Origin of the sequence: Faucicola mancuniensis, assembly GCF_046523945.1 — a bacterium.
GTDB lineage: Bacteria > Pseudomonadota > Gammaproteobacteria > Pseudomonadales > Moraxellaceae > Faucicola > Faucicola mancuniensis.
In genome coordinates this window covers 1,532,323-1,556,334 of the sequence record NZ_CP171363.1, presented here as the reverse complement: position 1 = coordinate 1,556,334, position 24,012 = coordinate 1,532,323, and the positions used below count along the sequence as shown (strand labels likewise).

Below are 24,012 nucleotides of genomic sequence, written 5' to 3'. Positions count from 1 at the left end.
TCAAAAGATTAATATAAAAAATAAAACGCTATAGTTTGGCATATTTTAACGTGATATCCAACTTTTTGTGAAAAAAAATGCTGTATTTCGCAAAAATTCACAAAAAAATTGACAAAAACCCCTATTTTTAAGATGAAAAAAAAAGCAATCGCCCCCATACAATGCTTTAACAAAGACAAATCCAAAAAAGGCAATTTTTATGAGCAACAATCAGCCAGATACCATCTTGTTAAACTGCGACCAAGCGGTCGGACACGCCGACCATTGGGCTTGTTTTACCAACGATATTTCAAGCGATGTACCAAAATGGCTTAACGAACACATTGACAACGCCACCATACCGACACCGCTTGATGACAATGACAATGCCAAAAGCCCTTATATTCTGCTATCTGGCAACGCCCCTATTCACATCAATCAGACCATTGAAATAAATGATGACGGCAAGCCAAAACGCTTTGTCAATGCCTTTCCGTGCGTCAATAGCCCTTATGGGCAATGGGTGCAGATTGAAAGCATTTATCAATGTGATGACAAAGCCGAAGCGATTTTGCGGTTAAAAATGGACGATGGGACGATTTTGTACGCATTTGACCAGTTTTATGCGATTAACGCTCCTTTTTACCAAAAAAACCAACGCTATCGCATCAATTTAAGTGCCTTTGCCTATGATGTAAAACCGAGCAACCGCTCTGAAGTCATCGTGGTAGACCAGCCCGAAGCCATTCGTTATCACCGAGCATTTAACGACATTTTGGCAAAAAATAACAACGTTGCCCCCCCAGACCTAGAAGCCCAAATCGCCAAATGGCAACCAGACCCTGCGGATTTGCCGTTGCAACCGATTGAAATTAACGTTGGCAATATGTGTGCGTATTTGTTTGGTGATACCATCGGACAGCAAGACGAAGCATGGTGTCAAGGACAAGTCGTTGGCAAACAAGTGGCGACTTTTAAAGGCGTGGAATTTACCTTGCTTGATGTGGTGATTTTGCGTGAAAGCCTTGATAATCCTGTAGCCGTGCGTATCGCTGTCAACAGCAACAACATTGGCAAAGTCGAAGTCAATGACTATATCCAAGCCAACATTTGGCTACAAGGCACGATTTTTAAAGAAAACCAAAACTAACGAGACCAAGATGACAACCATTTACGGCATTAAAAACTGTAGCACCATGAAAAAAGCCTTTGACCAACTGGACAGTCTAGGCGTGGCTTATACGTTTTTTGATTATAAAAAACAGACGCTTGACGCTGATGTGTTGCGTGATTGGGTAAAACGTGCAGGTATGGAAAAAGTGCTTAACAAAAAAGGCACAACTTGGCGAAAACTTGATGAGAACGATAAACAACAAGCCGATAAAGACAAGGATTTTGCCATTGATTTGATGATAAATAATCCCAGCATGATAAAACGCCCCATCGTTGTCAAAGATGATACATTAATTATCGGTTTTGACGAAGAGGCGTTTCATCGGTTGGCTTAATGGGTGGTGGTTTAATTGGTTTTTAACAAAAATTTAGTCCACATGATTGCTAATCAAAGTTCCCACACCTTTGTCGGTAAAGATTTCTAACAAAGTAGCATGGGGAACACGACCGTCCACAATCACCGCACTTTTGACACCATTTTTAACAGCGTCTAGGGCGTAGCTGATTTTTGGAATCATACCGCCAGAAATCGTGCCATCGGCAATCATTTCATCAACTTTTGTTGGCGTTAAGTCTGTGGCGATGTTGCCGTCTTTGTCTAGCACGCCTTGGATATTGGTGAGTAACATCAGTTTTTCTGCCAACATAAATTCTGCAACTTTGCCTGCGACCACGTCCGCATTGATGTTATAAGTTTCGCCATTTTCATCTACGCCAAGCGGTGCGATAACTGGGATAAAGTTAGACGCAATCATCAAATCAATCACATCTCGGTTAATGCTCACCACATCGCCCACATAGCCCAAATCAATGTCAGTTACATTGCCGTTTTCGTCAGTTTTGCTCATTGGCAATTTTTTGGCACGGATAAGACTGGCATCTTTGCCTGTCAGTCCGATGGCTCGTCCGCCATGTTTGTTAATCAGATTGACGATAGATTTGTTCACACTACCGCCCAGCACCATTTCTACCACGTCCATCGTGGCTTTGTCGGTGACTCGCATACCGTCAATGCGGTCGGATGTGCGTCCCAATTCTTTTAACAAATTATCCACTTGAGGGCCGCCACCATGCACCACCACAGGGTGAATGCCGACTGTTTTTAACAGTACAATGTCCCTTGCAAATGAGCTTTCAAGCTCTGGGTCGGTCATGGCGTTGCCACCGTATTTGACGACTATAACTTTGCCTTCAAAACGTTGGATATAAGGCAAGGCTTCGGTCAAAACTTCAGCAGTTTGTAAGGCTTTGGGTAAATCTAACGACATCTTTTTTTCCTTAAATTTGTTAAAAAAAATTGATAAATATACTGAATTAAAACAGGACTAAGATAGAGTTTCCGTTCGTGGTGAGCTTGTCGAACCTGAGAAGCACTGCTTCGCAAGACGTAGCAAAGTGAAGTGGAAACCGACCCTTCGACAAGCTCAGGGTGAACGGTTTCATATTGCTAATTTAAATCGGTTGAATATTGGCAACGATTTTGGCAATCGGTTTATTCGGATTTTCATCAATAAAATGGCACAAATCCACAAACACATTTTGCACTTTTTGTAAATCTTCTAAGGTATTGGCAGAAAAACGCACCGTCAAAAAATTGCCTGTGTTAGACTTTCGCAAAATCCCAAAACCATAACCAAAATCCAAACGCAAACCGTCAATAGTTTGGATATTTTTAATCCAAAAGCGTTTTTTGATTGCCCAAAATGGTTTTTTGGTTAATTTTAACAACCGTTCAATCAATAATTGTCCGCTTTCACTACTATCAATCGGAATGTACATATCAGGCGTGCTAACGCTTTTTGGCAAATTGTTGATAATGGTTTTTAGGCTATCTTGTTGAAAATTCAGCCAATTTATTAAACGAATACCCGCATACATCGCATCATCGTGTAGCACAAAATACCCGTCATTAAACAAAAAATGCCCCGACAATTCCCCTGCAAAAATGGAAAAACGGGACTTGTTTTGTAGTGATTTTCGCATAAGGCTACTACCCGTTTTTTCCATCACAGGCACAGCCCCACGTTGCTCAATCAGCACAGGCAGATGGTGCGAGCATTTGACATCAAAAATTACTTCGGCGACAGGTTTGTCCTGTTTTGGGTATTCGTCAATGGCAATGCCAGCCAGCAAATACAGCAGATTATCAGGGCTTAACGGTGTGCCAGTATGGTCGGCGACCATAAGTCTATCGCCATCGCCGTCAAATGCTAGTCCCATATCCGCTTGGTGCAACAAAATACTTTGACAAAGTTCGTGCAAACGTCCGCCTTCGCAAGGGTCTGGATTGCCTTTTGGAAAATTAGGGTCTGGCGTGTCGTTTAACATCACGCAGTCCAACCCAAAACTACTAAACAAATCTTTGGCAAAACGAGCGGTTGCCCCATTCATACAGTCTATGACAATTTTTTCAATCGCTAAGGGTTGATTTTGTGTGGATTGTTGGGAAAGATGGTCAATTTTTTTATCAACAGTTTTATCAACATTTTTATCAATATCGGCATAAATATTTTGATAAATGTTATCAATGCCTTGATGAATGGCGGATTGATAATCAGCAAAATGGGTGGTAGAAATGTGAATTTGATGAATAATATTGTCAATATTTGCTAATAAATCGGCTGACAGTTCGCTTTCTTCGTTTAATTGTTCAAATAATTGCAAAATATCATCGCTACTGGGCGATTCGTGATTGACAAGCCATTTGACACCGTTAATCTGCTTTTCAGAATGGCTTGCCGTTACCATCAAGCCATTGCCAGCGTACTGATTGGCGACAAATGCCAATATTGGCGTGGTAACTTGCCCAAGCCAAATCACCTGCAAACCCTTGCTATGACAGGCGAATGCTAAAAATTTGGCGATAGCTTCGCTATGTTCTCGCACGTCAAAACCAATCACCACCGTATCGCCACAGCTTGCATACAGCCTTGCGAACGCATTTGCCAATGACCAAATAAAATCATCGGTGAACCAACGCATTTCGCCACGAATATCATACGCTTTAAACAGCCTTTTTTGCGGTAAAAAAGGGTGAATATCGGTGTTAATCGTTTGTTCTTGGGGTTTTTGGTGTAATTGGTGATTGGGGTTTTTCATGGCATTTATCATCAAAAAAGTGGTTTTTTATTATAAAATAAAATTTTTGTTGGTTTGTGATAGATTGTTAATGCGTGCCACTTGAGCCAAAACCGCCCGTGCCACGGATGCTGATATCAGAAAAATCATCAACAATATCAAACTCAGGACGCATGACAGGCACGACCAAATACTGTGCCATACGCTCGGCAGGCTGTAATATGTAATCGGTTTGGCTACGATTCCAAATTGATACCATCAGCTCGCCTTGATAGTCGGCATCAATCACGCCTGTCAGATTGCCAAGCACGATGCCGTGTTTATGCCCAAGCCCTGAACGTGGCATAATCAAGCCCACATAATTTGGGTCGGCGATATAGATGGCAAGCCCCGTTTTGACAAGGACAGTTTCACCTGCTTTGACGGTGATTGGCTCGTCAATACAAGCTCGCAAGTCAATGCCTGCTGAGCCGTCTGTGGCTCGGTTTGGTAATGGAAAGTTTGGCTCTTGTCCGATTTTTGGGTTTAAAATTTTGACTTGAACGTGCATGGGGTTTCCTTTATATTGTAAAAAAATTAAAATATTTTTAAAATAATTTTTAAAGTTATAACCAATTTTCAACGGTTAAATCATTAACTCAGCAAAATTCTCTCGTGTTGTCTGTTACCACAATAAAATTTTCGGCAATGGCATGAGAAGCAATCCACAAATCATTCGCACCAATTAAATTGCCTTGTGTTGTTAATTGGATTCGTACTTTTGCATAACTGTCAAAAATCGTTTCATTTGGCATTAAAATATCAAATTGTGCCAAAAATTGATTGGCACGATTGGTTAATTTTTCTGATTGTTTATGGTATGCACCAAATTTTAATTCACTTGCGACAACCCAGTTAATTTTAAGAAAACGTTCATCTATTTGCAAAACTTTTTCAACAAGTTTTGGGTTGTTATTTTTGATTAAAGCACTACAAATATTTGTGTCTAATAAATACATGAAATTTCCTAAAAAATGGCTTTATCATCAACTGGTAAATCATCAAACTCAAAGGCATCATGCAAATCATCAGGCAACGTATCCCAACTTAACAATAAATTTTTTAAAGATGACTGTTCAGATTGTTGGGGTAAAATCATCTGTATTTTTGGTATAAAATGCACTTCTACAGGTTGGTTTTGTAAAGTTTCTGGCACATGGATATATTTACCAATATTATCATAACTTTCTTTATAATAAGTCGCTATTTGCATATAATTCCCCTTTTTTTAAATCATTAACGTACATTGTAAATCATTTTTGCCAATATGCAAAAGGTTTAACACCCTATCAAAACCTTTCACAAAAAATAGCCATCAGCTCAGCAATAAATTGTAGCAAAAACCACACCCAATTACACTTTTTTTTCAGCCAAAACTGTGTTATCTTTTTAATTTATTTACAAAAACTTTTTCTGACAAAGGAGCTTTTATGAAAGCCAATCAAAGCAACAAAGAACGTATCGCCCGTGTTATCGCAGGTTTGACATTGTTAAAATCATCAAAATCTGCCAAAACAAAACTGCTGGCACTCGTACCAATCATCACAGGGGCGACAGGCTACTGCCCTGCCAAAGCCAAACTTAAACAAAACCAATGTGTGACCAGTGGCTGTTGCAAACATCATCACGAGCATACCGACAGCGAAACTACCAAAACTGCCTAAATTATCATTTTAGCAGTATTTTATGATTTAAAACCCAGTCGGCAAGATTGGGTTTTTTATTGCACAAAATTCACTGCAGAAAAAACCACATTTTTTGATAAGTTTTGTTAAAATTGTGCTAACATAGACACTTTAACGATACCAACATGATATTATGAACCATTTTGTGAAATTTTGTGGATTTACCAAAGCAGACGACATTAAAAATGCGGTAAATTTGGGTGTGGACGCTGTTGGACTGGTGTTTTTTGAGCCTAGCCCTAGAAATGTAACGGTTGAGCAAGCGAGCGAACTTGCCAAAAATATCCCCGCTTTTACCACGATTGTGGCGTTGGTGGTGAATATGCCTGAACAAGAGTTGGTATATTTGGCTCATCATGTGCCGTTTGATGTGGTGCAGTTTCATGGCGATGAGCAGGCTTTGGCGTGCAAGCTGATGGCGGATAGAATTTGTAAACGCTGGATAAAAGCAATTCGTGTCAAAGAAGACGATACGAGCGAAACGATTTTAGCCCAAATTCAAGCGTTAAAAGACTTTGGGGCAAGTGGCGTTTTGCTTGATGTGTATCATGCCGATAAATTTGGTGGGACTGGCAAGCGGTTTGATTGGGAAAAATTGCCCAAAAATTCGCCATTGCCGATTATTTTGGCAGGTGGTTTAACGCCAGAGAATGTCATACATACCAAAGATTTGCCGATTTATGGCGTTGATGTGAGTGGTGGCATTGAAAGTAGTAAAGGCGTGAAGGATTTGGGGAAAATGGCACAGTTTTTAAAAAATATTAGCAATTAAGATGAGCGAAATCGGCAAACCTTTAAAAAGATATGATTCACAAAGCCAAAATAATCATTGGTTTTTATGGTTTTGTGCATCACTTTTGATGATAGGGTTTGGCTTTATGACTTTTTATGACTTATTGTTGTTGGATTGAACAATCCGTCATGATGGCAGGTCGTTATGGACAGCCGAATTATCGACTTGATGGATTGAGTGCGATTACAGCTGGTTATGGCTGGTTTGCAATGTTTATGGCAAGCGTAAGTATGGGCTTTATGGAAAGCCCAAATAAACGAGTGATTGACGTAATTTTATTCATCATTTGGTTAATCGTATCAATTTGGGTGCATTTTAATCTAGCGACTTAAGTTTAATCCAAAATTAAAATTGCAATTTTTCAAAAATCGTTTATACTATTGTACTAGTATATTGAAACATATTTAACAAGGACAACCCATGAACATTTTAATCACAGGCGTAACATCAGGTTTTGGGCGTGCCATTGCCGAACTTTTAATTGCAAAAGGTCATACGGTTATTGGCACAGGCAGACGACAAGCCAAACTTGATGAACTGGCGGGCGAATTTGGCGAGCGATTTATTCCACTTTGCTTTGATGTGGGTGATAAAATTGCCACCAAAACCGCCTTACAAAGTTTGCCAAACGAGCTTTTGGCAAATCTTGATGTGCTGATTAATAATGCAGGGTTTGCCTTGGGGCTTGAGAGTGCTGATAAAGCCGATTTTAATGATTGGGAACAAATGATAAATACCAATGTCTTCAGCCTGGCTCATTTGACGCACGAGATTTTGCCATTTTTTACCACCAAAAATAGCGGATATGTGATAAACATTGGCTCAACAGCTGGCAAGCACCCTTATTTTGGGGCGAATGTGTATGGGGCGACAAAGGCGTTTGTACGGCAATTTAGCCTAAATTTGCGAGCGGATTTGGTTGGCAAAAAAGTGCGTGTTACCAATCTTGAACCAGGGCTTTGCGGTGGGACGGAGTTTAGCAATGTGCGTTTTCACGGTGATGACGATAAGGCAAAAGCCGTTTATGAAAATGTGGAATATATTCAGCCGACCGATATTGCCAATATGGTAGCGTGGCTGATTGAACAGCCAGAGCATATTAATATCAATGAGCTTGAAGTGATGCCAACGGCACAGACGTTTGCGGGGCTAAAAGTTGTGAAGGATTTGTAATTTAGGAAAAATAAAAAGTTCAAAATTATTATCATTCAAAATACCCAACCAAAGAGATTTAGAGAAAACCTATGAACCTACAAAACCCAACCCACGTTAATGATTTTACAAAATTCCCAGATGCAAGCGGACATTTTGGCGTACACGGTGGACGCTTTGTCTCCGAAACCTTGATGATGGCTTTAGAAGAGCTTGAACGCATTTATATGACTGCCAAAGCCGACCCACAATTTTGGCAAGAATTTCAAGAAGATTTGGTTAATTATGTTGGCAGACCTACGCCTTTATACTTTGCCAAACGCTTGACGGCAGAAACTGGCGGTGCAAAAATCTACCTAAAACGAGAAGATTTAAACCACACAGGGGCTCACAAGGTCAATAACACCATCGGTCAAGCCCTACTTGCCAAAATGGTCGGCAAAAAGCGTGTCATTGCCGAAACAGGGGCAGGTCAGCACGGTGTGGCAACAGCAACCATCGCCGCACGCTTAGGGCTAGAATGCGTGGTGTATATGGGGGCGGACGATGTCGAACGCCAAAAAATGAACGTGTATCGTATGCGACTACTTGGGGCGACTGTCGTGCCTGTAACGTCTGGCTCTCGCACGCTCAAAGATGCGATGAACGAGGCGATGCGAGACTGGGTAACCAATGTGGACAGCACTTATTATGTGATTGGCACGGTGGCAGGCCCGCACCCTTATCCAATGCTGGTGCGTGATTTTCAGGCAATTATTGGGCGTGAAGCCAAAATGCAACACCTTGAAAAGGAGGGTAGAAGTCCTGACGCATTGGTCGCTTGCGTGGGCGGTGGCTCAAACGCCATGGGGCTGTTTTATGAGTTTTTAAACGACACCGATGTGGCGTTGTATGGTGTGGAGGCGACAGGCTTTGGCATTGACACAGGCAAACACTCTGCCCCACTAAACGCAGGGCGTGTGGGTGTATTGCATGGTAATCGCACTTATTTGATGGCGGACGATGATGGGCAAATTTTGGAGACGCATTCGATTTCGGCAGGGCTTGATTATCCTGGTGTTGGTCCAGAACACAGCTTTTTAAAAGATGTGGGGCGTGTGCAATACGTTGGCTGTACGGATGATGAGGCGATGGACGCATTTCGTACACTTACTCGTGTGGAAGGGATTATTCCTGCACTTGAGAGTTCGCACGCTGTGGCGTATGGGCTAAAACTTGCCAAAACGATGTCGCCAAGTCAGTCGATTATCATTAATGTGTCTGGGCGTGGCGATAAGGATTTGCATACGGTGATGAGCGTGGATGGGATTGAGATGGATTGATGTTGAGTTGGTAAAATTCAAATTGACTAAACTTTATACTCTTAATTGAGAGCGTTACGAATGAAGAAAAGAAAAATACCTTATGCTCTATTTTTAAAAGACTGGTCTTTTAAAAAAGGTGATAAACAAGTTTTAATTACACAGGGTCAAACAATAACTTCTGATGAATTCGATGTTAATGAGATGCAAAATTCAATATTTTGCCCTAAATGTTATACAAATCTTACCCGCAGTCCATTGCAGAGTGGTTTTACAAAAGATGGAACTCCTGCGTACTTTAAGCATATCCCCTCATACAATCATATAGATTGTGAGTATAGATCCAATCAAGGAGAATCTTTTGGTTATAACAATGAAACAGAAGCCAGACAAGCAATAGAAAATGAAAACCTAGTCATTGTACATAGTTTTACAAATCAAGAACCAAATTTAAACGATGGTAATAATCTTGATGACTCTAAAGAAGATTATGAAGGTGAGCTTGGTGCAATGTCAAATGTTACAATTAATAGGCATACAAATCAATCGTATGAATTACCATCAAAGATTACTACGGTAAGAGGCGGTATTTGTAGAAATTTTGATAGAAACTTAGTGAAAGGATATTATCTGCCGAACTCTAATCAGATTCTGCCTTTAAGCGAATTATTAAATGATATTAAAAAAATTAATGAGTTAGATGACGAGAAGAAATTATACATAGGGAGGATAAAAAGTACTAAACATTTGGGAAAAAATCCTTCTGATGCAAATATTAGGATGACCTACCTTGAATTTGAAGAAGTAAGTTACAAGGATTTTTGCATAAAAACTCCAAATTGGCTTCAAAGGATGCACGGAATAAATGATGATTCTATTGGTAGATTTGTTTTATTTTATGGGGCTATAACTGCAAATGGTATAGGGCTATGTGTTGAAAATTTGGGATTTGGTGAATTAAGCCTACTTCCAGAAAAATATAGCAATATTGCAGAGACCTTATTTGATTAACTCCCAGTTTTGAGCTAAAAGAGAATTTAAAATGACACGAATTGAAACAACCTTTGCCACCTTAAAAGAGCAAAACAAAAAAGCCCTAATCCCCTACATTATGGCAGGCAACCCAAACCCAGCCGTTACCGTAGATTTACTGCACGACCTAGTCGCACACGGAGCGGATATTATTGAAGTTGGCTTGCCCTTTTCCGACCCAATGGCGGACGGCCAAACCATCGCTTTGGCTGGCGAGCGAGCATTAGCAAAAGGCACTAGCACAAGGCAAGCCATTGCAATGGTGAAACAATTTCGCAAAACCAACACCACCACGCCTGTACTGGTGATGGGCTATTTAAACCCCATTGAAATCATCGGTTATGACAATTTTATCAATCTTTGCACAGACGCAGGCATTGATGCGATTTTGATGGTGGATTTACCGCCCAACGAAGCAGGCGATTTTACCGAAAAACTTGCCAAAAATAATATGAACGAAATCTTTTTGCTTGCCCCAACCACCCTGCCAGAGCGTAGAAAACAAGTGCTACAGCACGGCAGTGGCTTTATTTATTATGTGTCGGTCAAAGGCGTTACAGGTTCAAACACGCTAGACACGGACGATGTAGGTAAGCAAGTGCAAGCCATTAAAGCCGATACGGATTTGCCGATTTGTGTGGGCTTTGGTATTAGGGACGGAGCAAGTGCCAAAGCCGTTGCCAAATTTGCTGATGGCGTGATTGTGGGGTCTGAACTTGTCAAAAATTTTGCCGATGTGGGTGATGATTTGGATAAAATTGAGCAAGCCAAAGCCAAACTGCTGGCAAAAATGGACGAGTTACGACAAGCCATTGATGAAATTTAATGCGTTAGTGGTGGTAATTTTTTGTAAAATCGGTTAGCATAATGGTATTGTTTTTAGCGTACAACCGTACTCTTAAAAATCTTATTCAGATTGTTAAACAAATTTTACAAAAATAAGGAAATCCCATGACAAACACCCCTAACGAATTGGCGAATACTTGGCTTAACCGCCCATTACCAACGGTGCAACCAAAAGCCAAACAAGTGCTATCAGCGATCGAAACCGAGCCATCAACCAAATGCCCAAACTGCCACGCCATCAGCACAAATACGGTGATTCAGTTTAACAGCCATATTTGTCCGCATTGCGAAGAGCATTTGACGATGACGGCTCGCAGACGTTTAAACTGGTTTTTTGACCACATTGACAGCGAATTGGGGCTTGAATTTACCACAGGCAATCCGCTACAGTTTAGCGACAGCAAGCCATACCCAAACCGTATGGCAGAAGCCCAAGAAAAAACAGGCGAATCCGAAGCCTTGCTTGTGATGAAAGGTAAGTTAAAAGATTTGGACGTGGTGGCGTGTGCGTTTGATTTTGCCTTTATGGGCGGTTCAATGGGGTCTGTCGTGGGCGACCGTTTTGTATTGGCAGGGGAAACTGCGTTAAAAGAGCGAAAACCGCTTGTTTGCTTTCCTGCTAGTGGCGGGGCAAGAATGCAAGAAGGCTTGCTGTCGCTTATGCAAATGGCTCGCACATCGGCGGTGATTGAACGGTTAAAACAGGCTGGCGTGCCGTATTTGGTGGTTTTAACCAATCCTGTGTACGGTGGCGTAACCGCAAGCCTTGCCATGCTTGGCGATATTCATCTTGCCGAGCCAAAGGCGATGATTGGCTTTGCGGGCAAGCGTGTGATTGAGCAAACGGTGCGTGAAGTCTTGGACGAACCGTTTCAACGTGCCGAATTTTTGGCGGAGCATGGCGTGGTTGACCAAGTGGTTCATCGTTTGCAGTTAAAAGATACGATTTATCGGTTATTGGATAAACTCAGTTTTTATAGAAAAACGGCTTAGGCAACGAAACGACAAAACGAAACGACAAAAAAGACTTACCGTTTTGCCAAGTCTTTTTTTGTTTTTTTGGGTTTGGCTTTTTGTTTGGGGCTGAACTAGATTAGCTATCATGTTATACTAAAAATATGAAGCTAACACATTGTAAATTAAGTAAAAAAGTACAGAAAAAACTACTTGAATTTTTTGTACTAGAAGTTACTGCTCGAGCAGCAGCTGATTTACTGCCAAATTCACCCTAATTCAGCAGCCTTATTTTACCATAAAATAAGACTTGTGATAGAATACAATCTTAGCCTTGAAGCTCACGAAACTTTTGACAGTGAAATAGAACTTGATGAAAGCTATTTCGGTGATATTCGTAAAGGCAAACGTGGTCGTGGTGCAGGCGGTAAAACGGCTGTATTTGGTCTTTTAAAACGTAATGGTAGAGTTTATACCGTCGTTGTCAAAGACACTAAACAAACCACGTTAATGCCCATTATCACAAGTAAAATCAAGCCTGACAGCATTTTTTATACTGACAGCTATAGAAGTTATAATGCGCTTGATGTTAGCGATTTTAAGCACTTTAGAATTAATCATTCAAAAGAGTTTGCAGATAAAAGCAACAAGCTAAATCACATCAATGGTATTGAGAACTTCTGGAATCAAGCTAAACGAATTCTTAGAAAATATAACGGTATTAAAAAAGAAAACTTTCATCTTTTTATTAAAGATGAGAAGCACTGCTTCGCAAGGTTTAGATTTAATTATGGGACACCATCTAATCAACTTAAAATATTGAGAAAATGGTGTGAAATTTAACTCTAATCTAGTACAGCCCCAAAAAATTATATTAAACTTAAAAATTCCAATTTAATAAAATCTTGTGTAGAACAAGTTTACAATAATTTAGCAAAAGTAGGAAAATTTATGATAAACGCAAGCCCAGCCACCAGTTTTTTAATTGATGCACCTAACGGACAGCAAATTGAAGTTGATGTACTTTGGCAAAACAATGACCCAAAAGACCCAAACACACAGCGTATCGCTTTATTATGCCACCCAAATCCACTTGGACAAGGCACAATGATGAACAAAATCGTAACCACCATGTACCGCTTTGCTCGTGATATCGGTATGCACGTTGTGCGATTTAACTATCGTGGCGTGGGCAAATCCACAGGTAGCTATGGCGATATGACAGGCGAAATTAATGACGCTTTAACCGTTTTACAATGGGTCGCAACCCAGACAACCGCTCGCAAGTTATGGCTTGGCGGTTTTTCATTTGGTGGTTATGTGGCAATGAGTTTGGCACAAATGTTAGCCCAAAAAGGCGAAACACTTGGTATTGCGGATTTTGAATTGACGGATTTGGCTTTAATCGCTCCGTCTATTGAAAAACACGATACATCAATTATCACTTTGCCAATTGCCAAAACCTTTATGATTTATGGTGAAAACGATGAATTAGTCGCACCTAATGCGTTAGAGGATTTTGCAGAAAATTTTGCTATTCGCACTGAAATAGTTGATGATACAGGGCATTTTTTTCATGGCAAATTGGGCGAATTAAAAGCGTTATTAGAGAAAATGAGTTCGTAATTTTTTTGAACAAAATAAAAAAGACTTATCATTTTGATAAGTCTTTTTTATGTTATGCCAAACATAAAAAGATAATAACATTTGTAGGGTGGGCTTTGCCCACCTTACTTTATTAAGGCACAAAACGCACAGGCTCGGCAATCACCTCTTTGGCACGTTCAGCAACTTTGTCAAAACGGTGAATACTGTTGCCTTGATTGTCCACCGCAACGGTTACAGGCATATCTTCCACGTCAAATTCATAAATCGCTTCCATACCAAGCTCTGGGAACGCAAGCGTTTTTGCTGCTTTAATCGCTTTTGACACAAGATAAGCCGCACCGCCCACTGCAATCAGATAAATCGCTCCATGTTTGGCAATCACTTCACAAGTGGCAGGGCTACGCTCAGATTTACCAATCATACCGATTAGGCCTTGCTCAAGGATTTGGTCGGTGAATTTGTCCATACGAGTAGAAGTCGTAGGGACAGCAGGACCGACCACTTCATCGCCCACCGCATCAACAGGCCCAACGTAATAGATAAAACGATTTTGCAATTCAACAGGTAACGCTTCGCCTTTATTCAGCATATCTACCATGCGTTTGTGAGCTGCATCACGACCTGTCAAAATTTTACCATTTAACAACAACGTATCGCCGATTTTAAATTGGCTTAATTTTTCTTTGGTTAATTCATTAACGTTCACACGAATAACATCGTCCGAGCCGAACTCAACTTCTGGTCAATCGCTTAATGATGGCACAGGCATTTCGGCTTCTCCATTGCCGTCAAGGGTAAAGTGAACATGGCGAGTTGCGGCACAGTTTGGAATCATGGCGACCGCTTTACTGGCAGCGTGGGTTGGGAAGTCTAGTACTTTAACATCAAGTACCGTTGTCAAACCGCCAAGACCTTGAGCACCAACGCCCAATTCGTTTACTTTTTCGTACATATTCAGACGCAGACGCTCAACGCTGGTTAATTCCGCACCGCTTTCAGCTTTGGCTTGTAATTCATGAATATCAACGTGTTCCATCAGCGAACGCTTGGCAAGCATCATGGCTTTTTCAGGCGTACCGCCCACGCCAATGCCTAAAATACCCGGTGGACACCAACCCGCCCCCATTTGTGGCACGGTTTTTAAAATCCATTCTTCAATCGAATCTGATGGATTTAACATAGCAAATTTGGCTTTGTTTTCTGAGCCACCGCCTTTTGCTGCACAAATCACGTCCACTTTATCACCTGCGACCACATTCATATGCACGACCGCAGGGGTATTGTCTTTGCTATTTTGGCGTTTGCCAATTGGGTCGTATAAGATAGACGCACGCAATGGATTTTCAGGATTGTTATACGCACGGCGAACGCCTTCGTTTACCATGTCTTCCACCGTCATGTCGGTTTCCCATTGCACGTTCATACCGATGTCAAGGAAAACCACCGCACTGCCTGTATCTTGGCAAATTGGGCGGTGTCCCATTGCCGACATACGGCTGTTTACCAAAATTTGCCCCATGGCATTTTTGGCAGATGGGTTGGTTTCTTTTTGCCATGCTTCATACACAGCGTCCACAAAATCTTTTGGGTGATAATAGCTGATGAATTGAAAGGCATTGGCGATTGAGTTGATAAAGTCGTCTTTTTTGATGACTGTCATTTGGCTAGTCCTTATGTTGTGAAAAAAATGTTGATAAAAAAGGCAGTCTAATTTTACCGCAAAAAACCATTTTAGGCTATGCGATTTTACGCAAATTTAGTACTTTTTACCAAAAACAAAAATGTAAAAAATCAATTAATTAGTAAAACTAAACTTTGATGTAAATGCCACTAAATAGCCGAAAATATTGCCAAAATCAGCCCTTGACCGATTAACATAAATGGTGAAGATTTAGCAAAACTTAACTTGTTTTTAGCAAATTTAACATTAATAACATATAACAACCCAAGCACCGCCCCTGTTATCGCACCGCCAATATGCCCTGCGTTATCAATGCCAGACACCAAAAATCCATAGCCCAAATTTATTGCCATGACCATTAACAAGGCATACATATTAAACATCAAATGTATCATACCAACGTGCAAAAACAAACTCGTTACAAATCGGTACGGCTCATTATGCAAGCTAAACGGCATAAAATTCGCCCCCATTTGACAAGGTCTTTATTGCTTGGGCTACTTGCATCAACGCCTGTAATAACTTGTACGATAAACAGCAAAGTACAAATGGCGATAATAGCCAATGTTAAAGGATACAAGCGTAAACCGATGGCAATTGGGGAATTTTTGGCAAAAAATGACATAAAAACCTGTATAATAAGACAAACAACACGCATATTAAAATATTTTTACCAAATTGTCTGTGTTTTTTGGTTATCAACAAAAGATGAATAAAAACAACATGAAGAAAAACAATTCGTTACCGCCAGTAATTTTGTTGCACGGCTTACATATGCACGCTTGGGCAATGAAACCACTTGCCAATCAGCTCGCACAGCAAGGTTTTGATACACACGTTTTTGGTTATTACAGCATGATGCACCCAATTCATCGCCACAGCGAACGATTAAATCATTGGCTTTTGACAAAGTTTGAGCAAAATCAGCCGTTGTATCTGGTTGGGCATAGTTTGGGCGGATTGGTCATTCGTGATTTTTTGCACCGCTACCCCACTTGGCAAGTCCCACGTGTGGTAACGCTTGGCACACCGCACAATGGCAGTCTTTCTGCCAATCGCATTGTTAAAATTTTGCCAACTTTTATCGGTCAATCATATCATCATGGCTTGGACGGTTTGACCGCACCTTTGCCAAACACCACGAGCCTTGGCAGTATTGCAGGGAATTTGTCGGCAGGTCTTGGGCGAGTGGTTTTGCCAAAAAACGCCAATGAAAATGACGGCACGGTACTATTATCCGAAACGATTTTACCCAATCAAACCGACCATATTATTTTGCCTGTGTCGCATACAGGTATGATTTTTAACAACAATGTCGCCAAACAGGTCGGTTACTTTTTGCAACACAATCATTTTTTTCATGATTGATTCTTTTCACTTATCATTAACATTGGAGCTTTTTTTGATAAAAAAATAGTTTTCATTGTCAATCAATGTTAAAATATTAAGTTTTGTATGATTTGGTTTGGATTTTGACCATGTTTTCACCATGTTTTCACGCTCATCTTTTTTCAAAAAATTGGCAATCAAGGCTAAAAGTTCTTGTTTTGTCAAGTTTTTTTGCATTAAGTGCTTGTCAAGATTCACCAAATCCAACTGAAAAACCCGAAACTCAACAAAAACCTGCGTCCACGCCTGCAAGCCAGCCAAAACCACAAAGCACATCGGTCATCATCGCAAGTACGGTCAATGATACCGCATCCGTTACCGCAAGTACCGCTTCGGCGACTGCCCCTGCTGTGGCAAATTTATTGACGATTTATACGTCCATTGATAGCAAAAATCTTGTGCCTTTTTTTGAAAATTTTAGCAAAAAAACAGGCGTGATGGTGAATGTGGTGCAGGACGAACCCATGTCCATTTTGGCAAAACTGCAAGCCGAAGGCGATAACAGCCCAGCGGACATCATTTTGACCGAAGATGTGGGCGTGTTTCATCATGGCGTTGAGCATAATTTGTTACAGCCGTTTAATGCCGAAAAAGCGGTGAGCCAAGTCCCTGCTCGCTTTATTGACCCAGACGCTCATTGGTTGGCTTTGACTTATTACGGACGGCTTGCGGTGTATGATAGCCGTGTGGTTGAGCCAAATAATATCAGCAGTTATGCCGATTTGGCAAAACCAAAATGGTATCAAAAACTATGTTTAAGCCAGCGTTCTTATGCACCAAACCAAAGTTTTGTGGTGGATTTGGTTCATCAGTTGGGCGACAAAAAAGCCGAAGACGTGTTAAAAGGTTACATACAAAACCTTGCCATGCCTGTGGTGTTAAATGATGACGCTATTTTTCAAGCAATTGACAGTGGCAAATGTCAAATTGGTTTGGTAAATAGCCAAAATTTTGTCAAGTATCAACAAAACCACAAAAAAACCAATGTTCAGCCAACTTGGATAAATACAGGCTATGGCGGTGTGCATACCAATGCGTTGGCAGTTGGGATTCCACGCACGGCTCATCAACCAGAGCTTGCCTTGCAACTGATTGACTGGTTGGCGGACAAAGAGCAAATCGGTCTGTTCGCCAGTATTAGCCATACGTTTCCGCTCAATGCACAGGTGGAAACATCTGCTTTGTTAAAGTCTTGGGGCGAGTTTAAGCCAAGTCAAATCAATGTCAGCGAATATGGCGAAAAACAAAAATCGGCGGTTGAGATGATGGAAACAGTCGGTTATCGTTAATAAAAAATAGGTTATAGGTTAGTAAAATGGCTAGCTCTTATAGAAAAAATCTGTATTTTGCTTGGCATTGTATCAATCATTCCGACTAAGCAAAATGGAAACGTCAATATAATCGCAATTTTAGGCGAATTGCTAAACAAAAACTTAGCAAATCTTTAACAGTTGCTAATGATGATTTTTATTATGATGATGTTAAAAAACAACCGTTTGCTAATATGTGGGTTAGTCCTGCTGACGGTTATTTTCGGTTCGTGGTGATGTCAAAAGCAGAATTTCAATCGCTTATACAAACCGATGTAAAACAGTATAATTATTTTAGCAGTTTTAAAGATTATCAAGCCTATCTAAACTATGTTAAAAAAGAATATATCTATAAATGATGTAAAACTATAGATTTAGCAAAAACATAGTTCAGTTTTTACGCTTTAAAATTTTAGGTTACAATAGCATTTATCAACCATAGGAACATTCAAAATGCCAAACAACACTGTATTTTCAGCCCAAATCACCCCAGATTATATCGCCCAAATTAAAGCGGACGGTTTTAAAACCATTATCAACAACCGCCCAGACCACGAAGAGCCGAACCAACCGTTAAATGCCGATATTGAAAAAATCGCTCGTGAAGCAGGTTTGGAATATTATTTTCAACCTGTGGTCGCAAGCCAAATTAACGAGCAAAACTGCCGTGAATTTGCCGAAATTTTTAACAATGCTCCAAAACCTGTGTTTATGTTTTGTCGTACAGGAAACCGTTGCAATATCTTGTTTCAAGCGACTGAACAATTAGATTTGCTTGATTAAATGACCGAAAAAATCAAACCGACACTTTGGATTGATGCGGACGCAATTCCCAACATTGCCAAACAAATCATCATCAAAACCGCCGAACGCACGCAAACCACCACAATTTTTGTCGCTAATCGTGCGATTGCCTTGCCACGTCTGCCGATGTTACAAATGAAAGTGGTTGCGGACGGTTTTGACAAAGCTGATGATTATATTGCCGACAATTGTTGTCAAAATGATGTCGTCATCACCAGCGACATTCCACTTGCCAACGACTGCATTGACAAAGGGGCAAGGGTCGTTACAGCTCGTGGTTTTGTTTATGATAAAGAAAATATCAAACAAAAGTTGAATATTAGGGATTTTATGGATACCATGAGAGCGACAGGCGTGCTAGAGCCACATCAGCAAGGCGGACAAGCACCATACAGCGACAAAGATAAACAAAATTTTGCCAATATTTTAAACCAATGGATACATTAATCATGATGAATGTCATTGCCCTTATCAAAAAAATTTATCAAGTCAGTGATGATACGACATTAAGCCTTGATGTGTCTGTGATTGAAACGGCTGAACAACAGATTAACAAACAATTGCCCGCTTTGTTGTTTCATTATTACCGTGAATTGGGCGGTTTTGATGTGTTAAATACGGCTTGCAATCATGTTGCACGCCTGCCTTTGCAAATGTTTGGCGATTATGTGATTGTCGCCAAAGAGCCAGATGGTGAGGCGATTTGGGGCATTCATCAAGATGATTTGAACCAGAGCAATCCGCCTGTAATGGTGAGCCGAAATCATGATATGTGCGATATTGATGAGGTACATTGGATAAATGAGGCGGATTTGTCAAAGTTTTTGTTGGCACAGGCAATTTTTAATGGGGTGAATGGCGGTTTAAAACATTACGCCCAAGTGTTTGATTTTATTGGTGATACCATTCCGTCCGATATTATTGATAAATTGACTGATGAGCCGATTGGGGCGGTTGAGATTGATGAGTTAAAGCAGTCGCACCAGCGTTTTTTTGAGATTGGTGATTGGTCGGTGGTGGTAATGTTGTCGCTTGGGGATAATGGAGTTGCCAATGGTTTTTATATCGGTGGGCAAGATACCGAAACGTTTAGCCAAGTGGCAAATCAATTAACCGTTGCTTGGGATAGTTTGGTTTAAAGATTTTTTAAACGCTTTTGATTTTTCATAAATTGCCAAATTTGCTAAAACTTGGCTAAGTTGTTTATCAAATTGGGATTTAATTGCTTTATCCATCAATCAAGCCTTATCAATGGGAAAGGCAATCACATTTTCAATCTTTGTCGCCCCTGTAATCGCCATAATCAATCGGTCAAGCCCCACCGCAATGCCACTACAAGGCGGTAAATTATCGCACGCATTTAACAAATGCTCATCAATCGGCATCATCGGCAAGCCCCGTTTTTTGCGTTCCAAATTATCATTATCAAACCGCAATCGCAACGCCTGACCGTCCGCCAATTCATCATAGGCATTGGCAATTTCAAGCCCATTGATATACAATTCAAAGCGTTTGGCAACAGTATTGCCGTCTTGGTCTTTGGCGGTTTTGGCAAGCGAAGCGGTGGAAACAGGGTAATCAAAAATCACCGTTGGCAAATCTTTGCCGAGATTGGGTTCTACAAGATGGCTAAACAATAAATCAAGCCAGCCTTGATGGTCGTCTTCCATATCAAAGTGAATGCCATTATCTTGGGCGATGGCTTTGAGCGTGTCGCAACTAGCATTCAATGGGTGGATTTTCACATAATCCATAAAGGCATCAACATAGCGATAATGGTCAAAAATCACAGGATAGCCAAATAACTCGCTGACAAGGTCGTTTAGCTCGTGAGTTAGTTGCTCAAGGCTAAACGTTGGGCGATACCACTCAAGCATGGTAAATTCCACGTTATGCCGACTGCCGATTTCGTTATCCCGAAACACAGGGCAAATCTGATAAATCGGCACTTGCCACGTTGCTAGTAAGCGTTTCATGGCAAACTCTGGCGATGTGTGTAGGTAGTAGGTTTTGGGTTTGTCAAAAATGGCAACATTGGCAGATACCGACTGCAAAAAAATGTCGGTATTGCCCGCTTGCGATAGGGTCGGCGTTTGTACTTCTAATACGCCCCGTTTGGCAAAAAATTGGCGGATTTTGGCATAAATATTGGCTCGTTTTTGAGCCATGTCAAGCGTACAGGTCGGTTGATAGTCAGTCATAGGGTTTTTATCGTGAATTGTTGATAAACTATTATAGTTAATTTGGTTCAAAATCATCAATGATTTTTTTACTTTCTACAGGGGCATTATCCATGAGACGCATTTCATTTTGGATACGGTATTGTTCATTTTCGCCCAAACAATCCAAAATCATTGCCAACTGCTGATTGGTCGCATCTTGAAAACTCTCGGCAAGCTGTTGCCCTGCCCTACCCGCTTGTTTGGCTTTATCAGGATTGTTTAGCCAGTATTTAATCGCCTGTTGTAACTGTGCTTTATTTTCAACTTGTTGCAACGCCCCAACGTTTTTGAGTTTGTCCACCACCTGCTGACACGACTGGGTGTATTGCCCCATAATTATCGGTTTGCCAACGATTGCCGACTCAATCGGATTATGCCCACCGATATTAACGAGCGAACCACCGACAAATGCCATATCCGCCAACGCATACCATACGCCAAGTTCACCCATACTATCCGCCAAAAATACGCTGTCAGTTTCGCTTGGTTTTTGGTCTTGGCTACGGCGTGCGGCCGTTTTGCCTGTGCTTTTTTCAATTAACATTGCCACATCATCAAAGCGTTCTGGGTGGCGTGGCACAATAATCCACAACAAATTATCAAATTTTGTTGTTAAATTTTGCAAAGCTTGTAACACTTGACTTTCTTCATCATCATGGGTGCTTGCCGATAAAATAACGGTACGTTTGTCTAGCTGCCATTCTTTGCTTAGGCTATTTGCTCGGCTAATCATCAATGGATTGGCTTTGCTTGACCATTTTAGCGAACTGGCGATACGGATTTTGTCGCTTGTCGCACCCAGTTGGCGAAAACGTTTTGCCGAATCGCTGTCTTGGGCAATGATTAGACTGATGTTGTCCATCATGCTTTCGCTTAATTTGGCAAATTTTTGATAACCGTCAAACGATTTTTGCGACAAACGCCCATTTACCAAAATACTGGCGATTTGGCGTTGTTCAAGGATTGCCAACGTGGTCGCCCAAAGCTCGGTTTCAATAAACAATGCCCCAATCGGATTGACATGATTTAAAAAATTTTCAACAATATTTTGCTTATCAGCAGGGACAAAGCTGTGATACACATCGCCATTGGCAAGCTCTTTTTCAAACAGTTGTTCAACTCTTTCAAAGCCTGTGTGCGTGGTATTGGTAATCCAAAGGGCGTAATTGTTTGCCAATAAGCCTTTTAAAATCGGCTCGGCGGTGTTGGTTTCGCCAAGCGATACGGCATGACACCAGATAATCGGCTTGTTGATGGTAATAGCTGGGTAGGATTTGCCAAAGCGTTGGGCGGTTTCGTTTGGCAAGGTTTTTTTTGTGCTTAATTTTAGTTGGTATAAGGGTTTGGCGATTGCCATGAGTAAGCGGTAATATAAGGGGGTTTGCATAGTGGTTCTGATTTTGGTTTTTAAGGGGTTAAAGCCGACTATTTTAAAAAATAGTTGTTTAAATAGCAATAAAAAACCCTTAATTGTATTAATTAAGGGTTTTTATTTTCAAACCGAATAAAAATTATGCTTTTTCAGTCCAATGTTACTGTTTTTTCCAACGCTCTTGCGATTCTTTAATCACCGCTTTGGCTTCTTCAATATCGCCCCAACTTTCAACTTTGGTCGTGCCAGCTTTTTTCAAATCTTTATAATGATTAAAATGGAACTCAATTTGTTTAATCAACTGTGCTGGCAAATCAGCTAAGGTATTGATTGCATCGCCATTATTACGGTCATCCGCAGGCACAACCACAATCTTGTCATCAACTTCGCCATCATCAACAAATTTCATCACGCCAATCACTTTGGCTTCCATAAAAATACCAGTCGGCAATGGCTCATCAGTGATAATCAAAGCGTCTAACTCATCGCCATCTTCGTCTAAAGTCTGTGGGATAAAGCCGTAATTGGTTGGTTTTGCGAATAATTTTGGCTCAACACGGTCAAGTTGCATAACGCCAAGTTTGCGATTCCACTCAATTTTGTTATTTGAACCTGCTGGAATCTCAATCACAACGTTGATAACACCGCCGTCTACATCACCTGCATCTAAGATTTGGTTAAAATCTGCCATGTTTTTTCCTTTTTAAAAAAATGATTGTTTAAAAGCGTGGGTAGATTATAGCAAAAATTTTTGATATTCTCTAGTATCGCTTTTTTTCTAAAGTTATTCATTTTTGGCATGATGACATGTCTAATCCACCACTTGATAAACATCATAACTAAGCTGTGCAACAGGCTCAAGCTGTGATGTAAACTGATAAAACCGAATATCATAACTCCCCGTTTGCCAAGTATCATGCGGTGTGTAGCTGACCCAATTGGTATCGCTGTTCGCAGAAATCAACTTTTTTTCAAACAATAACACTTCACCTGTAGAGCGATTTGTCCATTTGATAAACACATTTGTGCCAAGCGGTACTTTACCAAATGTATTTAAATGGGCGTAAATTTTTTCTCGTTTTTGCAATGTGTTGGTATTCATAGATGCCGTTGGAAATTGAGGTGTAGTAGAAATCAATACTTGTCCAGTTAAAGGCTGATTATCATTTTGTTTATACAATTCTTCAATCGCTCGGTTAGCAAATTGGCGTTTATCGCTTATCAATTCGGCATCTTTGACTGTCATAAATCGCTCAACATAGCGATTTAATTGATTGTCTGGAATGCTATTTAATACGGCTTTTGCGGATTGTTCATTAAAATCTTGGGTAGAAAAATTGGTTTTATTGTTAGAATTTTGTTGAATTGTTTGTTCTAATTGTGCAGTTGGATTGATGTTGCTAGGTTCAACAGCTTGATTTGATGTTGGAGCGACCAATTCATTGATATTTTTAGGTTGAGCGTTTTTGATTTTGGCAATTTCGTCTAATTGTGATTTTGTCATGATTAAAAAGGTTAATAATGAGCCTAACAAAAATGCCCCAAGCAAATAACTAAAAAAAATAATTTTTTGTTTCATATCCAGTCAACCAAA

Annotated in this window: 28 protein-coding genes and 2 pseudogenes; 18 read left to right on the top strand and 12 right to left on the bottom strand. The window is 40.5% G+C overall.

Annotation, left to right across the window (positions count from 1 at the left end; translation table 11 throughout):
* Window positions 1-199 precede the first annotated feature (199 nt).
* Window positions 200-1,129, top strand: coding sequence for a hypothetical protein (locus ACGTJS_RS07665; protein WP_410471640.1), 930 nt, complete (start codon window positions 200-202; stop codon window positions 1,127-1,129).
* 10 nt (window positions 1,130-1,139) lie between these two features.
* Window positions 1,140-1,487, top strand: coding sequence for an arsenate reductase (locus ACGTJS_RS07660; protein ID WP_315042804.1), 348 nt, complete (start codon window positions 1,140-1,142; stop codon window positions 1,485-1,487).
* A 33-nt stretch (window positions 1,488-1,520) separates the two neighbouring features.
* Here ACGTJS_RS07660 and argB read toward each other — a convergent pair whose 3' ends face one another.
* The 5 genes from argB to ACGTJS_RS07635 all read right to left on the bottom strand — a co-directional run bounded on the left by argB (window position 1,521) and on the right by ACGTJS_RS07635 (window position 5,482).
* Entirely contained in the window at window positions 1,521-2,420 is a 900-nt protein-coding gene (argB, locus tag ACGTJS_RS07655) for an acetylglutamate kinase (RefSeq protein WP_315042806.1), read from the bottom strand.
* Window positions 2,421-2,604: 184 nt separating this feature from the next.
* Entirely contained in the window at window positions 2,605-4,251 is a 1,647-nt protein-coding gene (locus ACGTJS_RS07650) for a phosphomannomutase/phosphoglucomutase (RefSeq protein ID WP_410471639.1), read from the bottom strand.
* Between the two features lie 67 nt (window positions 4,252-4,318).
* Window positions 4,319-4,780 carry a dUTP diphosphatase gene (gene dut, locus ACGTJS_RS07645; RefSeq protein WP_410471638.1) on the bottom strand — a complete coding sequence of 154 codons (462 nt, stop codon included), beginning with the start codon at window positions 4,778-4,780 and terminating at the stop codon, window positions 4,319-4,321.
* A gap of 88 nt (window positions 4,781-4,868) precedes the next feature.
* Window positions 4,869-5,228, bottom strand: coding sequence for a PIN domain-containing protein (locus ACGTJS_RS07640; RefSeq protein ID WP_410471637.1), 360 nt, complete (start codon window positions 5,226-5,228; stop codon window positions 4,869-4,871).
* Window positions 5,229-5,236: 8 nt separating this feature from the next.
* On the bottom strand, window positions 5,237-5,482 hold the full coding sequence (locus tag ACGTJS_RS07635; protein WP_315042812.1) for a hypothetical protein: 246 nt from the start codon (window positions 5,480-5,482) through the stop codon (window positions 5,237-5,239).
* 217 nt (window positions 5,483-5,699) lie between these two features.
* On the opposite strand from ACGTJS_RS07635, the gene ACGTJS_RS07630 reads away from it, so the two are divergent.
* From ACGTJS_RS07630 to ACGTJS_RS07585, 10 genes and pseudogenes are all read left to right on the top strand, one after another.
* A complete protein-coding gene (locus ACGTJS_RS07630) occupies window positions 5,700-5,933 on the top strand; it encodes a DUF2892 domain-containing protein (RefSeq protein ID WP_410471636.1) in 234 nt (77 codons plus the stop codon).
* A 154-nt stretch (window positions 5,934-6,087) separates the two neighbouring features.
* Window positions 6,088-6,726, top strand: a complete 639-nt coding sequence (locus ACGTJS_RS07625) for a phosphoribosylanthranilate isomerase (RefSeq protein ID WP_410471635.1) — start codon at window positions 6,088-6,090, stop codon at window positions 6,724-6,726.
* A gap of 116 nt (window positions 6,727-6,842) precedes the next feature.
* Complete coding sequence (locus ACGTJS_RS07620) at window positions 6,843-7,079, top strand: hypothetical protein (protein ID WP_315042817.1); 237 nt, start codon at window positions 6,843-6,845, stop codon at window positions 7,077-7,079.
* 88 nt (window positions 7,080-7,167) lie between these two features.
* On the top strand, window positions 7,168-7,920 hold the full coding sequence (locus tag ACGTJS_RS07615; protein WP_410471634.1) for an SDR family NAD(P)-dependent oxidoreductase: 753 nt from the start codon (window positions 7,168-7,170) through the stop codon (window positions 7,918-7,920).
* Between the two features lie 71 nt (window positions 7,921-7,991).
* Entirely contained in the window at window positions 7,992-9,221 is a 1,230-nt protein-coding gene (gene trpB, locus ACGTJS_RS07610; RefSeq protein ID WP_410471633.1) for a tryptophan synthase subunit beta, read from the top strand.
* A gap of 60 nt (window positions 9,222-9,281) precedes the next feature.
* Window positions 9,282-10,211, top strand: coding sequence for a hypothetical protein (locus tag ACGTJS_RS07605; protein WP_410471632.1), 930 nt, complete (start codon window positions 9,282-9,284; stop codon window positions 10,209-10,211).
* 31 nt (window positions 10,212-10,242) lie between these two features.
* Window positions 10,243-11,058, top strand: a complete 816-nt coding sequence (gene trpA, locus ACGTJS_RS07600) for a tryptophan synthase subunit alpha (RefSeq protein WP_410471631.1) — start codon at window positions 10,243-10,245, stop codon at window positions 11,056-11,058.
* A 125-nt stretch (window positions 11,059-11,183) separates the two neighbouring features.
* On the top strand, window positions 11,184-12,071 hold the full coding sequence (accD, locus tag ACGTJS_RS07595) for an acetyl-CoA carboxylase, carboxyltransferase subunit beta (RefSeq protein ID WP_410471630.1): 888 nt from the start codon (window positions 11,184-11,186) through the stop codon (window positions 12,069-12,071).
* 125 nt (window positions 12,072-12,196) lie between these two features.
* Window positions 12,197-12,875, top strand: a pseudogene (locus tag ACGTJS_RS07590) (IS1595 family transposase).
* Between the two features lie 108 nt (window positions 12,876-12,983).
* Window positions 12,984-13,658 (top strand): alpha/beta hydrolase, encoded by a 675-nt coding sequence (locus tag ACGTJS_RS07585; protein WP_410471629.1) that lies wholly within the window; start codon window positions 12,984-12,986, stop codon window positions 13,656-13,658.
* A gap of 112 nt (window positions 13,659-13,770) precedes the next feature.
* Here ACGTJS_RS07585 and ACGTJS_RS07580 read toward each other — a convergent pair.
* From ACGTJS_RS07580 to ACGTJS_RS07570, 3 genes and pseudogenes are all read right to left on the bottom strand, one after another.
* Window positions 13,771-15,300, bottom strand: a pseudogene (locus ACGTJS_RS07580) (fumarate hydratase).
* A gap of 170 nt (window positions 15,301-15,470) precedes the next feature.
* Complete coding sequence (locus ACGTJS_RS07575; RefSeq protein ID WP_410471628.1) at window positions 15,471-15,779, bottom strand: rhomboid family intramembrane serine protease; 309 nt, start codon at window positions 15,777-15,779, stop codon at window positions 15,471-15,473.
* On the bottom strand, window positions 15,740-15,946 hold the full coding sequence (locus tag ACGTJS_RS07570) for a hypothetical protein (protein WP_315041062.1): 207 nt from the start codon (window positions 15,944-15,946) through the stop codon (window positions 15,740-15,742). The genes ACGTJS_RS07575 and ACGTJS_RS07570 overlap by 40 nt, the downstream gene beginning before the upstream one ends.
* A gap of 83 nt (window positions 15,947-16,029) precedes the next feature.
* Here ACGTJS_RS07570 and ACGTJS_RS07565 point away from each other — a divergent pair, with 83 nt between their 5' ends.
* From ACGTJS_RS07565 to ACGTJS_RS07540, 6 genes are all read left to right on the top strand, one after another.
* Window positions 16,030-16,689 (top strand): alpha/beta fold hydrolase, encoded by a 660-nt coding sequence (locus ACGTJS_RS07565; protein ID WP_410471627.1) that lies wholly within the window; start codon window positions 16,030-16,032, stop codon window positions 16,687-16,689.
* 179 nt (window positions 16,690-16,868) lie between these two features.
* Window positions 16,869-17,999: an extracellular solute-binding protein gene (locus tag ACGTJS_RS07560; RefSeq protein WP_410471626.1), complete on the top strand. Its 1,131-nt coding sequence runs from the start codon at window positions 16,869-16,871 to the stop codon at window positions 17,997-17,999.
* 215 nt (window positions 18,000-18,214) lie between these two features.
* Window positions 18,215-18,379: a hypothetical protein gene (locus ACGTJS_RS07555; RefSeq protein ID WP_410471625.1), complete on the top strand. Its 165-nt coding sequence runs from the start codon at window positions 18,215-18,217 to the stop codon at window positions 18,377-18,379.
* Between the two features lie 94 nt (window positions 18,380-18,473).
* The gene (locus tag ACGTJS_RS07550; protein ID WP_315041056.1) at window positions 18,474-18,803 is read left to right on the top strand and encodes a TIGR01244 family sulfur transferase; all 330 of its coding nucleotides are present in this window, start codon (window positions 18,474-18,476) and stop codon (window positions 18,801-18,803) included.
* Entirely contained in the window at window positions 18,804-19,271 is a 468-nt protein-coding gene (locus ACGTJS_RS07545) for a YaiI/YqxD family protein (RefSeq protein WP_315041055.1), read from the top strand.
* A gap of 2 nt (window positions 19,272-19,273) precedes the next feature.
* On the top strand, window positions 19,274-19,963 hold the full coding sequence (locus tag ACGTJS_RS07540; RefSeq protein WP_410471624.1) for a hypothetical protein: 690 nt from the start codon (window positions 19,274-19,276) through the stop codon (window positions 19,961-19,963).
* 99 nt (window positions 19,964-20,062) lie between these two features.
* Here the strand turns inward: ACGTJS_RS07540 and epmA are convergent, their stop codons facing one another.
* The 4 genes from epmA to ACGTJS_RS07520 form a co-directional block, all read right to left on the bottom strand.
* A complete protein-coding gene (epmA, locus tag ACGTJS_RS07535) occupies window positions 20,063-21,025 on the bottom strand; it encodes an EF-P lysine aminoacylase EpmA (protein WP_410471623.1) in 963 nt (320 codons plus the stop codon).
* Window positions 21,026-21,062: 37 nt separating this feature from the next.
* Complete coding sequence (locus ACGTJS_RS07530; RefSeq protein WP_410471622.1) at window positions 21,063-22,433, bottom strand: 3-deoxy-D-manno-octulosonic acid transferase; 1,371 nt, start codon at window positions 22,431-22,433, stop codon at window positions 21,063-21,065.
* A gap of 145 nt (window positions 22,434-22,578) precedes the next feature.
* Window positions 22,579-23,109, bottom strand: coding sequence for an inorganic diphosphatase (locus ACGTJS_RS07525; RefSeq protein ID WP_410471621.1), 531 nt, complete (start codon window positions 23,107-23,109; stop codon window positions 22,579-22,581).
* A 120-nt stretch (window positions 23,110-23,229) separates the two neighbouring features.
* Window positions 23,230-23,997, bottom strand: a complete 768-nt coding sequence (locus ACGTJS_RS07520; RefSeq protein ID WP_410471620.1) for a hypothetical protein — start codon at window positions 23,995-23,997, stop codon at window positions 23,230-23,232.
* Window positions 23,998-24,012 lie beyond the last annotated feature (15 nt).

Coding starts and splice junctions, on each gene's coding strand:
- ACGTJS_RS07665 (WP_410471640.1), top strand. CDS start 200: ATGAGCAACAATCAGCCAGATACCATCTTGTTAAACTGCGACCAAGCG.
- ACGTJS_RS07660 (WP_315042804.1), top strand. CDS start 1,140: ATGACAACCATTTACGGCATTAAAAACTGTAGCACCATGAAAAAAGCC.
- argB (WP_315042806.1), bottom strand. CDS start 2,420: ATGTCGTTAGATTTACCCAAAGCCTTACAAACTGCTGAAGTTTTGACC.
- ACGTJS_RS07650 (WP_410471639.1), bottom strand. CDS start 4,251: ATGAAAAACCCCAATCACCAATTACACCAAAAACCCCAAGAACAAACG.
- dut (WP_410471638.1), bottom strand. CDS start 4,780: ATGCACGTTCAAGTCAAAATTTTAAACCCAAAAATCGGACAAGAGCCA.
- ACGTJS_RS07640 (WP_410471637.1), bottom strand. CDS start 5,228: ATGTATTTATTAGACACAAATATTTGTAGTGCTTTAATCAAAAATAAC.
- ACGTJS_RS07635 (WP_315042812.1), bottom strand. CDS start 5,482: ATGCAAATAGCGACTTATTATAAAGAAAGTTATGATAATATTGGTAAA.
- ACGTJS_RS07630 (WP_410471636.1), top strand. CDS start 5,700: ATGAAAGCCAATCAAAGCAACAAAGAACGTATCGCCCGTGTTATCGCA.
- ACGTJS_RS07625 (WP_410471635.1), top strand. CDS start 6,088: ATGAACCATTTTGTGAAATTTTGTGGATTTACCAAAGCAGACGACATT.
- ACGTJS_RS07620 (WP_315042817.1), top strand. CDS start 6,843: ATGACTTATTGTTGTTGGATTGAACAATCCGTCATGATGGCAGGTCGT.
- ACGTJS_RS07615 (WP_410471634.1), top strand. CDS start 7,168: ATGAACATTTTAATCACAGGCGTAACATCAGGTTTTGGGCGTGCCATT.
- trpB (WP_410471633.1), top strand. CDS start 7,992: ATGAACCTACAAAACCCAACCCACGTTAATGATTTTACAAAATTCCCA.
- ACGTJS_RS07605 (WP_410471632.1), top strand. CDS start 9,282: ATGAAGAAAAGAAAAATACCTTATGCTCTATTTTTAAAAGACTGGTCT.
- trpA (WP_410471631.1), top strand. CDS start 10,243: ATGACACGAATTGAAACAACCTTTGCCACCTTAAAAGAGCAAAACAAA.
- accD (WP_410471630.1), top strand. CDS start 11,184: ATGACAAACACCCCTAACGAATTGGCGAATACTTGGCTTAACCGCCCA.
- ACGTJS_RS07585 (WP_410471629.1), top strand. CDS start 12,984: ATGATAAACGCAAGCCCAGCCACCAGTTTTTTAATTGATGCACCTAAC.
- ACGTJS_RS07575 (WP_410471628.1), bottom strand. CDS start 15,779: ATGCCGTTTAGCTTGCATAATGAGCCGTACCGATTTGTAACGAGTTTG.
- ACGTJS_RS07570 (WP_315041062.1), bottom strand. CDS start 15,946: ATGTCATTTTTTGCCAAAAATTCCCCAATTGCCATCGGTTTACGCTTG.
- ACGTJS_RS07565 (WP_410471627.1), top strand. CDS start 16,030: ATGAATAAAAACAACATGAAGAAAAACAATTCGTTACCGCCAGTAATT.
- ACGTJS_RS07555 (WP_410471625.1), top strand. CDS start 18,215: ATGTGGGTTAGTCCTGCTGACGGTTATTTTCGGTTCGTGGTGATGTCA.
- ACGTJS_RS07550 (WP_315041056.1), top strand. CDS start 18,474: ATGCCAAACAACACTGTATTTTCAGCCCAAATCACCCCAGATTATATC.
- ACGTJS_RS07545 (WP_315041055.1), top strand. CDS start 18,804: ATGACCGAAAAAATCAAACCGACACTTTGGATTGATGCGGACGCAATT.
- ACGTJS_RS07540 (WP_410471624.1), top strand. CDS start 19,274: ATGATGAATGTCATTGCCCTTATCAAAAAAATTTATCAAGTCAGTGAT.
- epmA (WP_410471623.1), bottom strand. CDS start 21,025: ATGACTGACTATCAACCGACCTGTACGCTTGACATGGCTCAAAAACGA.
- ACGTJS_RS07530 (WP_410471622.1), bottom strand. CDS start 22,433: ATGCAAACCCCCTTATATTACCGCTTACTCATGGCAATCGCCAAACCC.
- ACGTJS_RS07525 (WP_410471621.1), bottom strand. CDS start 23,109: ATGGCAGATTTTAACCAAATCTTAGATGCAGGTGATGTAGACGGCGGT.
- ACGTJS_RS07520 (WP_410471620.1), bottom strand. CDS start 23,997: ATGAAACAAAAAATTATTTTTTTTAGTTATTTGCTTGGGGCATTTTTG.